The following is a 12853-nucleotide window of genomic DNA, read 5'->3' as shown; positions in this document are numbered from 1 at the left end:
TGCTTAAAAGCTGCTCCGGTTTTTTATTGGTCAGTTCCGGTCAGTCCTGACTACCCCAAAAGCCTGCATGGTTCGCCCAGCAGGCTTTTTTATTTCCCCAAACTGGGGAGGTGGAGCATGAAAATGCCTGAAAAAACATCCTTGGCTTCGTACATTACTGGGGTGGTGATGGTGATTATTGGCAAGTTAGGGAGGCTGTTAAATGATTTAACCCTCAATGATTGGGCCATTGTTATCGGCATCATTATCTGCGTCGCCACGTTCTTCTTAAATGCCTATTGGCAACGTCGTCAAACCAAAGCCATAGAGAAAGCCGCCCGCGAAGGATACGCCATCATTCGAGGAGTTAAATAATGACCATATCCAAACGTTTAATGACGAAGATTGCCTGTGTCGCTGCTGGTGGTGCGATGGCTATTACCATTGCCTTGATTGGTGGTCATGACGGATTAGAAGGGCGAGAATATACCCCTTACCCTGATGTGGTTGGTGTGCTGACAGTGTGTGATGGCCATACTGGCAAAGATATTATTCCTAGCAAACGTTATAGCGATGCTGAATGTGATGCTTTGCTACACCAAGACTTGATCCCGGTATTTGCCGCCATTGACCGCATCGTTAACGTTCCAATGCCCGATTTCCGTAAAGCTGCCTTGGCATCATTTGGCTACAACGTCGGTATTACTGCCATGACCAACTCCACCATGGTGAGAAAACTCAACCGTGGCGACACTTCCGGCGCGTGCGATGAGTTGCGCAGGTGGATTAAGGCCGGTGGTAAGGTCTGGAAGGGGTTAGTCAATCGCCGAGAAGTCGAGCGCGAATTATGTCTGATGCCATAAAACCGTTATAAATTAGCTAATAACACCTATTTTTAAGCTGTTTTGGTAACGCTACGTGAAATCTGAATCACTGGTGAATGCCATTACCCCTGCTTTTTTCATAGTAAACGGCATTAAGCCTGGATCCTGATATGTCCACAAAACTCCTTATCGCGATTGCCAGCGTTCTGCTGGTGGTGATCCTGTGCCTTGGCGGTACCGCTTTCTATTTCCACAAAGTTGCTGTTGAAAAGGACGGGCAATTATCACAACTGCAAAGTGATCTGGATGAATCAAAAGCCACCCAGGCATTACAGGCTTTTCAGTTCCAGCGCTCCAATGAGATAGCGGCGCAGGCCGGTAGCTATAACGTCACCATTTCTGCCAAAAGCGAGGAAAGGCAAATTGAAAACCGCAAAGACCTCAAAGTTGAGGAATGTGCTGATCGGTATCTCCCTGATGCTACTGCTCAGCGGATGTACGACTATACGGACGGTTTACGTGCCAGGGCAATGCGCCATTCCGGCCAACCTGACGGAACCGCTACTGGTGCCACTTCCCCCCACAGAATGACATACCGCCAAGCAGTGCTGTGGCTTGACCCGTTGCTGACCCTGTTAGACCGGGCCAATAACGATAGAGAGTTGATCCGCAGTCTGCCATCACAACAATCCACGGGGAATAAATGAGCTGGAGTCAGTCATTACAGAGCTACTTCCCCAGAGGTGGCTCAATAATGGCCCACAACAGACCAATAGAACACTATGGCAAAGCATGATTGGGAAGCGTTACAAACTGCCTTTCTGGCTGATAACGCGGATACCGGGATTACCGCTCAGCAATGGTGTGAACAGCATGGACTTAATTACCAATCTGCACGCCGCTATATCAAACCTCGTGCTGCGCAGTCTGCGCAAAAGAAACCCCGTAGAACTGCGCACAATGCGCAATCCGACACTACTGCGCAACAGTGCGCAAACAGTGATGACGTGCAACAGGAAGAACAGAAATTATCATCGGACGCAGACGATGACCGCGATCCCGAGTCAGAGCCAACGGAGAAACCGAACTCCGGCCGATCGGGCAACGGGCAATTCACTAAAGGCAATCGTCATTCAGAAGGTAATGCAGGTAATCCTAATCCGGTGGGTGCTTTTACTCCCGGCAATCAGGCAGCCAGAAAGCATGGCGCTTATGCGCGCTATCTGAATGCAGATGATTTGTTTGAAGCGGCGGCTGATTCAGATCTTCATGACGAACTGATATTCACCCGCGCTCGGGCCTTATCGGTGACTAAAACCATGCGCAAAATCCACGAGGATTTAGCAGCAGCAGAATCCGTTGAAGCGCGTATAGAACTGTATGACAAGTTACTGAAAGCGGAATCAGCGCTGGATAGAAATATTGGTCGCATTGAATCCATTGAGAACAGTTTGAGCAAGCTAAGGTTGGATGCCATTAACGGGCCTCGTTTAACGGCGGACATGTATCGTATCAAAGCGGCCACTTCTAAGCTGAAGGCAGAAACACAGAAACTCACCTCAGAAGGCAAGGGCGTGACAACGCCGCTCAGTGAAGCAGTGAAAGAAGTTAGGGACTCAGGACAGGACGGTTTGCTGTGAAACAAGACGATAGACTTAACGATGCCGATATTGCCGCAATGAGTGAAGCAGAACAGATAACTTATATCAAAGCTCACTTATCTGATGTTTGGTGGCGGTTGAATAACCTGTACAAGATCGTCAATGAAGAGGGCGAACTAGTGACCTTTCGCATGCGCCCGGCACAGCGAGAGTTGTTCAAGAATATGCACTATCGAAATATCATTCTAAAAGCTCGCCAATTGGGCTTCTCAACAGGGATAGATATCTACCTGCTAGATCAGGCGCTTTTTAACAAAAATCTCTCCTGTGGGATCATTGCTCAGGATTTACCGGCGGCAGGGGAAATATTCAGTACCAAAATATCTATTCCGTTCGATAACTTGCCTGTTTGGTTACGCGCAACGTTTCAAATCAATACCCGACGTGAAGGTGCCAATGGTGGGCATATCGAGTTTGCTCATGGCTCCAAGATCCGTGTATCAACCTCCTTTCGCTCCGGGACGGTACAACGGCTACATATTTCAGAGCATGGAAAGATTTGCGCCAAGTATCCGGCCAAGGCGAAAGAGGTCAGAACGGGAACGCTCAACGCCATCAAAGACGGCTGCATTGTCTTTATTGAATCTACCGCTGAAGGTGTTGGTGGTGATTTCCACACCATGAGCACGCGAGCCATGGATTTAGGCCAATTAAAGCTACCGCTCACATCACAAGATTATAAATTCCATTTCTTTGCCTGGTGGCAGGATCCTAAATATCAGACCTCAGTGCCAACGGGTGGCCTGCGTTTAAGTAAATACCATCAGGAGTATTTTGCTGCTGTTGAGCAAACGATGGGTATCACTTTGCTCGATGAACAAAAGCAGTGGTATATCCGCAAAGAGATTGAGCAGCAGGAGGAAATGAAACAGGAATTTCCCAGCACGCCGTCTGAGGCATTTCTAACATCTGGCCGCCGCGTATTCGCCGCCATCAATGTCATGCAGGCCGAAGGTCAGTGTAAGTCTCCGTTGCTGGTATATGACATTGAGCCTGTCACTGGCAAACGAACCAAAGTTCAGGCGTTACGTGCAGGTAATGCAGAAGAACTTCAACGCACATTGCTGAATCACTTATTAGTTTGGGAGTTGCCAGACCCTGATGAGGATTACGCTATTGGTGGGGATGTGGCTGAGGGCTTGGAAAATGGCGACCGATCATCATTTGATGTGGTGAAAAAGTCTAGCGGGGAACAGGTCGCCCACTGGTTCGGCTATCTGGATGCTGAGTTATTCGCTCAACTGATGGCCCACGTTGGCCGCTGGTACAACATGGCATTTATTGGGCCTGAGCGTAACAACCACGGCCATGCTGTCATACAGAAGTTACGTGAAGTTTACCCGCACCGCGCTATCTACTCAGAGCAATATCTCGATCGTGACCATGATGATGAAACGCCAAAACTGGGCTGGCTAACTACCGCACAAAGTAAGCCGGTCATCATCGAGGGGCTTAAATCACTGCTTCGAGAGAATGCTTCTGGCGTCCGCTGGATTGGTACCATCAATGAATTGAATACCTACGTTTACGATGCAAGAGGTCGCATGAATGCCCAAACCGGTTGTTTTGATGACCAGGTGATGAGCTATGCCATTGCACAAGAAATGAGAGCCCGTATGCCAGCACGCCCTAAACATACGCCTATTGACCGTTCGAAACCTAAACACTGGATGGCTATCTGATGAATACCGCGACCAATCAACCTGAGCCTGCTCAGCCAGTCAACCGCGACCGATTTACGCTTGAGCGCTTGATGGATATCTCTTCAGATATTGACCATCAGCCAGACTGGCGCACCAGTGCTAACACGGCTTGTGCTTATTACGATGGAGATCAACTTGCGCCGGAAGTGGTGGCCAAGCTGCGGGAGCGCGGGCAACCATTGACGCAGCATAACCTTATCGCGCCCACTATCGACGGCGTGCTGGGTATGGAAGCCAAGACCCGCACCGATCTCATGGTGATTGCCGATGATCCCAATGAGGAAATGGAAGTGATGGCCGAAGCCGTCAATGCTGAGTTTGCTGATGCCTGCCGATTAAGTGGTTTGAATAAGGCCCGCAGTGATGCCTATGCCGAGCAAATCAAAGCCGGTTTATCATGGGTTGAGGTACGCCGCAACAGTGACCCATTCGATAATAAATTCAAAGTCTCTACCGTTCATCGTAATGAAGTGTTCTGGGATTGGTTCAGCCGCGAGGCGGATCTAAGTGATTGCCGTTGGTTAATGCGTAAGCGCTGGCTGGATGTAGACGAGGTGAAAGGGACTTTCCCCGATAAAGCACAAATCATCGATTATTCCCTCAATGAATGGAAAGGCTTTGTTGATACCGTTCTGGCTGCCGGGCAAGAGTCTGACCTGATCAGTGCCTACGAAGAGTATCAATCGTGGAGTCGTGAGAGTACCGAGTGGGTAACAGCCAACCGCAAGCGCGTGCTGCTTCAGGTTATCTATTATCGCACCTTCCAACGCCTGCCAATCCTGCAATTAAGCAATGGCCGCGTTGTAGAATATGACAAGAACAACGTAATGCATGCTGTGGCGGTGGCCACTGACCGGGTTCAGGTCACCATGGCGCGAGTCAGCCGGATCCGCGAATCGTGGTTTGTCGGCCCTCATTGCATCATTGACCGCCCCTGTACCGCGCCGCAAGGCATGTTTCCGCTGATCCCGTTCTGGGGCTATCGTAAAGATAAGACCGGAGCACCCTATGGTTTGGCTTGTCGTGCCATTCCCGCACAGGATGAAGTCAATTTCCGCCGCATTAAACTGACCTGGCTATTGCAGGCCAAGCGCGTGATTAAAGATGCGGATGCGACCAACATGACTGATAAACAGTTGGCCGAAGAAATCGAGCGCCCGGACGGGGTGATTAACCTCAATCCCAACCGCGCCAATAAAACCACAGCGGCAGATGCATTAAACATCCAACAGGACTTTCAAGTTGCACAGCAGCAGTTCCAGGTTATGCAGGAATCCATGAAGTTGATTCAGGACGGATTGGGGGTTTACTCAGCGTTCCTCGGGCAAGACTCTAACGCATCCAGTGGTGTTGCAATCAGTAACTTGGTAGAGCAGGGTGCGACTACCTTGGCGGAAATCAACGATAACTATCAGTTTGCTTGCCAACAAGTGGGACAGTTATTGTTGTGCTATTTGCTGGAAGAGTTAACCAAGCGCCGAAATTATCCGGTAGTGATTAATCGTGATGATCCACGCAAGCGCAAAGAGGTGGTATTGAATGCCGCCGAAGAGGCTGGCCGGATGAATAACGATGTCTCGCGTTTACGGGCGCATATCGCGCTGGCACCAATTCAACAGACGCCAGCCTATAAATCTCAACTGGCACAACGGTTATCTGAAGTTATTGTCGGGTTGCCACCGCAGATTCAGGTTAGCGTGTTGGATATGTGGGTAGAACTGTTAGACCTGCCAAATAAACAAGAATTCGTTGAGCGGATCCGTGGCGCATTGGGTACACCAAAATCGCCGGATGAGATGACACCAGAAGAACAGCAGGCGGCACAGCAGGAACAACAGTTACAGCAGCAACAGCAAGAGCTGGCAATGCGTGAGTTAGCAGCGAAAGTTGAACGCTTAGAGGCAGAGGCTAAACGCATTAATGCCCAAGCGGAGCGCGAGGCCACATTGGCAAATGGTCAACGTTTCAATGACGCTTATACTCAGGCGAAAACCGGGCAGGTGCTGCAAGATATGCAGAATGTGACTGAAGAAATAGGTGCGTTACATGAAGAAATGATGCAGAGCATTCAGGGGCAAATTGACCAAATACCACTCTAGCTATTGCATGCCCGCAAGATACGCGCTAAATTTCCGAAAGATGCACTACATTGCATTGAATTAAGCCTCGCCTAACCGCGGGGCTTTTTGCTTTCTGGTATCTCTGATTTTCATCTGAATTACTTGCCCACAATTCGTGGGCTTTTCTTTTTCTACCATCAAGGTTCATGCCGCTGAGCGCTCTTATCCAAGAGTGCTTATTCGCATGGGCAGCGATACGCCTTTCTCATTCGGATCTATCCGGTAAATAGTCATGCAGGAGTCATAACGTGGACATTGAATTAACAGGTAATGAAACGCCAGAAGAGTTGGAAGCACTGATCGATGGATTTGGTGATGTGGATATTTCTGATGTAACACAGACAGCCGCGGTAACGACTACCCCAGCAGCTGTTGTTGTGGACAATACTACTGAAGATACCAATGCAGTAGTCAATACGGGCGATAAGAAAGACGAGCTGACGCCGGGCGCGACTACAGCACAAACCACTGAGACTACAACAGCCGAAAGCACTGAGAAGCCGAAAGGTATTCTCAGCAAAGACGGTCAGCATGTTATTCCTTATGACGTACTGGTGGCTGAGCGGACAGAAAAACAGCGCTTAGCAGGCACCAATCAGCAAACGGCAACGGAGTTAGCTGAAGCGAAACGCCAACTGGCAGCGTTAACGCGACAAATTAACTCTGCTGGTATGCAGCCCGTTCCCTTACCTGAAAAAGCACAGGTTACCCCTGAGCAAATCAATTTCATCCGTGAAAACTTTCCTGAGATGGCGGCAGTGCTGGACACCGTGGTGCAGAAAATCGATTACCTGCAACAAGGCCAGCCAGCACAAGCTACCCATCAGCCGAGTAGTAATCCAGTTGCAGATGCCATCAATGCCGTACCTGATTTGAAGTCATGGCAGGATCAAGACCCTGACCGCTTCACACTGGCGGTACACATTGATACTAATCTGCAAAATGACCCTGCATGGAAAGACAAGTCTTTAACTGAGCGCTTTGCGGAAGTAGCGAAACGCACCAAGGCCGCTTACGGTGAATCGGTCGAACCGGTTCAACAACAGTCAGTTCAACAACAGTCAGTTCAACAACAGCCGGATACGACATCCACCACCACTGCGGCCACGCAGAGCACCGCAGATGTGCAACGGATTGCAGCCGAGAAACTGGCCGCTGCCACTGCGGCGACTCAAGTCCCTGGCTCACCGTCGGATCTTGGCGTAACAACAACTCATACAGCTTCGCCCTTGGAGCAGGCCGCTAATGCTTCTCCGGATCAGCTACAAGCCATGTTTGCCGGGATGACGGATGCCCAAATTGAGGCGTTGTTAGACCAGGCAATCTAGTCATCCAATTGACTTAAACCTCAACCCGCTTTGGCGGGTTTTTTATTTATGGAGTATCTATGACCACTATCACCTCTGCCCAAGCGAATAAGCTGATGCAGGTAGCGCTGTTCACGGCTGCAAACCGTAACCGCTCATTTGTTAACGTGTTAACCGAACAACAGGAAGCGCCGAAGTCGGTCAATCCTGATAAGAAAGGCACCACGCAAACCAGCCACAATGCGCCAGTTGTGCGTATCACTGACCTGCAAAAGCAGAAGGGTGATGAAGTGGATATGCAGATCGTCCATAAACTGTCTAAGCGCCCCACTATGGGCGATGAGAAATTGGCTGGTCGCGGTGAAAATCTGGCATTTGCGGATTTCGCACTAAAGATTAACCAAGGCCGCCACTTGGTTGATGCGGGCGGGAAGATGTCTGAGCAGCGTTTCAAGCACAACCTGAATAAGACCGCCCGCACCTTGCTGGGGACTTACTTCAATGATGTGCAGGATCAGTCTGCTACCTTCCATCTGGCCGGTGCGCGTGGCGATTACATGGCCGATGACACCATTGTGCCGCTGGCAGATCATGGTGAGTTTGGCAAAATCATGATCAACGATGTATTGCCGCCCACTTATGACCGTCATTTCTATTCTGGTGATGCCACCTCCATGGAAACCTTGGATGCAGCGGACCTGTTCACGCTGGCTACTGTCGATAACATCGCCTTGTTCCTTGATGAAATGGCTCATCCATTACAGCCGATCCGCATGTCTAAAGATGAGCTGGCTAATGAGGATCCGTACTTTGTGCTGTACGTGACACCGCGTCAGTGGAATGACTGGTATACCTCCACGTCCGGTAAAGACTGGCAAGCCATGATGACCCGAGCAGTGCAGCGTTCTAAGGGCTTTGATCACCCGCTATTCAAAGGCGAATGTGCGATGTGGCGTAACGTGCTGGTTCGGAAATATGGTGGTACGCCAGTCCGTTTCAATGCCGGTTCTAAAGTGCTGGTATCCAATAATGACTTGGCGGCCTCAACCAAGATTATCACCACCGGCACCACCATTGACCGCGCTATGTTGTTAGGCGGTCAGGCATTGGCGAATGCTTACGGTACCGGTGATGGCGGTGGTTTCTTCGGTTATAACGAAGAGAAAGTGGACCACAACAATGGTACTGAAGTGTCAATTCGTTGGATTAACGGTTTGAAGAAGATCCGCTTCAAACAGAAAGATGGCCGAGTCAATGACCACGGCGTCATGGTGGTGGACTCAGCGGTCACTCTGGGCAAGTAACGCCCAGGAATACCATTCATCAATGCTACAAGGAGCAGACATCGGTCTGCTTTCTTTTTGTCTGGAGAAAAATGTTATGACCATTATTAAAGCGCCGTCTATTGGTGACGCGGTATATCAAGGCCCACAAGGCAACTTATCGTTGGCTGAAGGGCAGATTATTTTAAAAAATGCCGCTGTGGGTGACGTGATTGAGTTTCTGGAACTCCCTATCGGCATGCGTATTTATGGGGTGAGTGTCGTCAGTGAAGCCCTTGGCGCGGCTGTTACCGTAGAAGTTAAAAGTGGAACTACCTTACTCGTCGCGGCTACCAGCCATGCCGCTGCTGTCGCGAAGAATGTGCCAATTGTTCCTTACAGCACGCAAGCCGCTGGCGAGAAAGTGACTGCGGTGATTGCGGGCGGTGTTGCCAGTGGACGCCTGGTGATTAATATCCTGTATGTCGCTGTCGGTTACTAATTTCACATTATTCCCCTCTAAGCCCACTTCGGTGGGCTTTTTACTGTCTGCAATCTGGAGTTTCCCATGCCTAACAAAATCGCCGTGGTCTATATCGGCCTAAAAGAAAAAAAACGTGACACCATTACCGGTAGTCGCTTGGTATTTCCGCGCCATAAACCGGTTGAGGTTGAAAGTGCTATTGCCCATCAACTGCTGGATTTCCCAACGGTATTTATTCGTCACGATGAGTTGGAGGATGCGTTGAATCTGCAACAAGCCTCAGAACAAGAACATGCAGAGCTGGCGGCGCACCTCATAGAACAAGCCAAACTTGAGGCAGCAAAAAATAGCTTTGTCCTGAAGATGGGGAGCGATGAGGTTGATATTGCCAAATTGACTTCTGTTCAACTAGCAACGTTAGTCGAATCTGAAGATCTGGATATCAAGCAGGGTGCTCAGGAAAAGGTCGATGATTTCCGCGTGCGTGTTCGTGAAGCCATTCAGGTCAAGAACGCTGTTATCACTGGGGCCGAATAACCATGGCAACACTTGACGCATTTCTGCCGACCATACGAAAGCATATCAGCGGCCCGCTGGATATCATGATGAAGCAGGCCGCATTGGAATCTGCGATCACCTTTTGTCGTGAGTCATTACTCTGTCGTGAAACTGTCACTTTTAATGATGTTATTCAGGGTGCAACTTGTATCCTGACGGACAGTGATCTGGTGAAATGCGTCAAGCGTCTACGGGTATTAAACCTCACAAATCAGGTGAGTAATGCCAGTGCGCCGGGTGTTCTGTTGACGGCTGGCATTGAGTTTACCGTAAAGTCTGCCAATCAAATCATTTTCAATCAGCCGTTTACCAAAGTGACTGTGGATTTTGCCATTGAACCCAAGCGTGAGGTGACTGAAGTGCCTGACGTTCTGGCAGACGATTACGCAGATGTGATCGCCATTGGCGCTCTTGAAGATTTATTTATTATGCCGGGCAAACCGTGGACGGATCCGCAACGCTCACAATACTTTGGCGCGCGTTTTGTTGATGGTTACCGCCGGGCATTCCGTGAGGCACTGGATAACTCCCCGATCACTGCTTTCAATAACCCTGTCCGCAAACACGAGTTCTTCTAATGGTCACCATTGCCGAGATTATTGGGCGGGTTAACACCCAGCTAAAAGATACTGCATGGCTACGCTGGCCGTTGGCGGAGCTATGTGATTATTACAATGATGCTGTCCGGGCAGTCATTCTGGCGCGGCCAGATGCCGGAGCCACGACCGAAGTGATTACCACTGACGTAGGGACTAAACAGAAGTTGCCCGCCGGTGCGATCCGCTTAATCGAGATGATTCGTTTAGTAGACGGCAGGGCGTTAAGGCCGGTACCGAGAGATGTACTGGATAGTCAATATCCTGACTGGCATCAGATGACGGGTCCCGTTGAACGTTACACCTATAACGAATTGACACCCAAAGTGTATTACCTGTTTCCAGGAGCGGTGAAATCCATAGGCATTGAGGCAGTAGTTGCCAGAGTTCCTGCGGCGGTTGCTATCAATGATCTGGCAGATAAAACACCGGTACCGATTGATGAGCTCTATGTGAATCCACTGGTGGACTGGATGCTGTATCGCTCATTTAGCAAAGATGGTGACGCTGGGGCCAATCTCAATTTAGCCATGCAGCATTACCAGGCATTTAGCGATCAGTTGGGCGTTAAGCAAAACTCTGAGAGTTTCGCCCAACAATTGAAAGAAGCACAGTATCAGGGAGGTGGGCAGTGAGTATAAAAGTCTCCGGCATTATGATTAATCCTGCGGGTGAGTCGGTTGCGAATGCACAAATCACCCTAAGAGCAGTTACCAACAGCCTTACGGTACTCACTGGATTTTCAGTAACAGTTAAAACAAGCAGTTCTGGTGCGTACAGCGTGCAATTAGAGCCAGGAAGCTACTCACTGACAGTGGCGGCTAATGGGCACAGTTTTGTCTATGGGGCTATCACTCTGGATGAGACTACTGGCCCCAGTACGCTCAATCAGTTGTTGAAGCAACAACTCATGGAGTCTGATTTAACACCTGACTTAATTCTGTATTTCCGACAGATTCAACAGCAGGTAAGCAACGACCTAACAACAATCAAAACTCTGGAAAAGAGTGCGAGTGATTCAGCGACAAATGCCAGTAACTCTCGAAATGAAGCCAAACAGTATGCAACTGACCTTTCAACGGCGTTAGCAACCGCAAAAGGGTATCGTGACCAATCAGGAGTCAGTGCTAATACGGCCAAAGGCTTTAGAGATGAAGCAGAAATCTTTGCTAATAGGGCTAAAAGCTCTGCGGAAAGCATTGATACTCCGGCCTTAGAGCAGAAGATAAATAGTAAACTACCACTGGCGGGCGGGACGCTAACCGGGGGGTTGGTACTGCGTTATAGTGCATCGATTACTCTCACTCCCGTTGACGCAACCGCCTACAACTGGATTCACTGGACTCAAGTTGACGGCTCACCGGGTTTTCGTATGGGGCGTTTAGCTAATGATGGAGCGCTCATTATTCAAGACTATCGCACAGGTGGTGCTAGAGCGCTTAGTCTAGAGAATGGTCAATATATTTGGACTAGTGGAAATCTTAATGCAGATAACGCTGCGCAAAAGTTAGGACTAGGGTCGGCCGCTAGCAAGAATGCGCAGGCAAACACTACAGATGCAGATGCAAGTAAATTGATGGGTGTTGGGGGGTTTGGTATTGGGTCCACTGCTGGGATTAATTTAGCTCAAGATAATACAGCCAATGCTACAACGCTAAAAAACGGGTTCTATAATAGCTTAACGCAATGGGTTGGTACGCCGGGAGGTATATCTGGTCAGCAATCTGGAATTATCAACATTGCAGTACACCCGTCTGGCGACGCGTGGAGATCACAGATTCTACTATCGTATAGCGCGCAAGGAAAAATGTTCTTTAGAGCGACGTCAGAGGGGGTATGGAATACATGGCGTGAAGTATGGCATTCAGCTAACACAACAGTAGACTCCAATGGCTTCCTTAAAAAAGCTTCCCCGGTTGTGAAGTTATACGGCGATGGTAGCTCTGAAACAAATGAAGAGTCGGTGGCGGTAACAACAGAACGCATTAGTGAGGGCGTTTATAAAATATCTGGCGTACTAGGTTTTAACGCTGATGATAGTTGGGGTGGTGTAGATGGGGGCATAGAAATCCCGACAGACAAAAATAAACAGCCATTAATTTGGATTGATTATGAGCTGGAAGAAGATGGTAATTTAATCATTAAAACCTATCACCGCACACACCCGACTTCCCCCGAGTTTGCACAGAATATCATCAAAGATTACGAAGATGGTCAACCGATTGATATCCCTGTGGGGCGTTTTGTTGATCTGCGCGTTCAGATGCCAGAGGTTGAAAAAAATTCAGTATCAATTGATACTGAGTAATTAACGCGCTACATTACCCAAAGATGCCAAGCCTCACTCTTTAGTGGGGCT

The 12853-nt window shown here is 49.2% G+C and carries 13 protein-coding genes; all 13 read left to right on the top strand.

All coding sequences use genetic code 11. From position 1 onward, the window contains the following. The first annotated feature begins 117 nt into the window (after positions 1-117). Positions 118-354 (top strand): HP1 family phage holin, encoded by a 237-nt coding sequence (locus OP863_RS11380; RefSeq protein WP_230852348.1) that lies wholly within the window; start codon positions 118-120, stop codon positions 352-354. Positions 355-359: 5 nt separating this feature from the next. Then, a complete protein-coding gene (locus tag OP863_RS11375; protein WP_416222827.1) occupies positions 360-842 on the top strand; it encodes a lysozyme in 483 nt (160 codons plus the stop codon). Positions 843-973: 131 nt separating this feature from the next. Next, a complete protein-coding gene (locus OP863_RS11370) occupies positions 974-1510 on the top strand; it encodes a DUF2570 domain-containing protein (RefSeq protein WP_265525284.1) in 537 nt (178 codons plus the stop codon). A gap of 75 nt (positions 1511-1585) precedes the next feature. Then, a complete protein-coding gene (locus tag OP863_RS11365) occupies positions 1586-2443 on the top strand; it encodes a terminase (RefSeq protein ID WP_265525283.1) in 858 nt (285 codons plus the stop codon). Positions 2444-2481: 38 nt separating this feature from the next. Beyond that, complete coding sequence (locus tag OP863_RS11360; RefSeq protein ID WP_265526260.1) at positions 2482-4146, top strand: terminase; 1665 nt, start codon at positions 2482-2484, stop codon at positions 4144-4146. Beyond that, positions 4146-6266 carry a portal protein gene (locus OP863_RS11355; RefSeq protein WP_265525282.1) on the top strand — a complete coding sequence of 707 codons (2121 nt, stop codon included), beginning with the start codon at positions 4146-4148 and terminating at the stop codon, positions 6264-6266. Before OP863_RS11360 ends, OP863_RS11355 begins: the two co-directional genes overlap by 1 nt. Positions 6267-6535: 269 nt before the next feature. Then, entirely contained in the window at positions 6536-7615 is a 1080-nt protein-coding gene (locus OP863_RS11350) for a hypothetical protein (RefSeq protein WP_265525281.1), read from the top strand. A gap of 59 nt (positions 7616-7674) precedes the next feature. Beyond that, positions 7675-8898: a N4-gp56 family major capsid protein gene (locus tag OP863_RS11345; protein ID WP_265525280.1), complete on the top strand. Its 1224-nt coding sequence runs from the start codon at positions 7675-7677 to the stop codon at positions 8896-8898. A 22-nt stretch (positions 8899-8920) separates the two neighbouring features. Then, positions 8921-9358, top strand: a complete 438-nt coding sequence (locus OP863_RS11340) for a hypothetical protein (protein WP_265525279.1) — start codon at positions 8921-8923, stop codon at positions 9356-9358. A 66-nt stretch (positions 9359-9424) separates the two neighbouring features. After that, entirely contained in the window at positions 9425-9877 is a 453-nt protein-coding gene (locus OP863_RS11335) for a hypothetical protein (RefSeq protein ID WP_265525278.1), read from the top strand. A gap of 2 nt (positions 9878-9879) precedes the next feature. After that, positions 9880-10476: a hypothetical protein gene (locus OP863_RS11330; RefSeq protein ID WP_265525277.1), complete on the top strand. Its 597-nt coding sequence runs from the start codon at positions 9880-9882 to the stop codon at positions 10474-10476. Beyond that, on the top strand, positions 10476-11129 hold the full coding sequence (locus tag OP863_RS11325; protein ID WP_265525276.1) for a DUF6682 family protein: 654 nt from the start codon (positions 10476-10478) through the stop codon (positions 11127-11129). The genes OP863_RS11330 and OP863_RS11325 overlap by 1 nt, the downstream gene beginning before the upstream one ends. Next, positions 11126-12802, top strand: a complete 1677-nt coding sequence (locus OP863_RS11320; protein ID WP_265525275.1) for a prophage tail fiber N-terminal domain-containing protein — start codon at positions 11126-11128, stop codon at positions 12800-12802. The genes OP863_RS11325 and OP863_RS11320 overlap by 4 nt, the downstream gene beginning before the upstream one ends. Positions 12803-12853: the final 51 nt, after the last annotated feature.

It is taken from the genome of Yersinia sp. SCPM-O-B-9106 (C-191) (genome assembly GCF_026183365.1).
GTDB lineage: Bacteria > Pseudomonadota > Gammaproteobacteria > Enterobacterales > Enterobacteriaceae > Yersinia > Yersinia rochesterensis.
This window is presented reverse-complemented; position numbering and strand designations above follow the sequence as displayed.

Excerpts from the sequence above, each read along its gene's own strand:
- OP863_RS11340 (WP_265525279.1), top strand. The coding sequence starts at position 8,921 with ATGCTACAAGGAGCAGACATCGGTCTGCTTTCTTTTTGTCTGGAGAAA.
- OP863_RS11325 (WP_265525276.1), top strand. The coding sequence starts at position 10,476 with ATGGTCACCATTGCCGAGATTATTGGGCGGGTTAACACCCAGCTAAAA.
- OP863_RS11380 (WP_230852348.1), top strand. The coding sequence starts at position 118 with ATGAAAATGCCTGAAAAAACATCCTTGGCTTCGTACATTACTGGGGTG.
- OP863_RS11365 (WP_265525283.1), top strand. The coding sequence starts at position 1,586 with ATGGCAAAGCATGATTGGGAAGCGTTACAAACTGCCTTTCTGGCTGAT.
- OP863_RS11360 (WP_265526260.1), top strand. The coding sequence starts at position 2,482 with ATGAGTGAAGCAGAACAGATAACTTATATCAAAGCTCACTTATCTGAT.
- OP863_RS11355 (WP_265525282.1), top strand. The coding sequence starts at position 4,146 with ATGAATACCGCGACCAATCAACCTGAGCCTGCTCAGCCAGTCAACCGC.
- OP863_RS11345 (WP_265525280.1), top strand. The coding sequence starts at position 7,675 with ATGACCACTATCACCTCTGCCCAAGCGAATAAGCTGATGCAGGTAGCG.
- OP863_RS11370 (WP_265525284.1), top strand. The coding sequence starts at position 974 with ATGTCCACAAAACTCCTTATCGCGATTGCCAGCGTTCTGCTGGTGGTG.
- OP863_RS11335 (WP_265525278.1), top strand. The coding sequence starts at position 9,425 with ATGCCTAACAAAATCGCCGTGGTCTATATCGGCCTAAAAGAAAAAAAA.
- OP863_RS11330 (WP_265525277.1), top strand. The coding sequence starts at position 9,880 with ATGGCAACACTTGACGCATTTCTGCCGACCATACGAAAGCATATCAGC.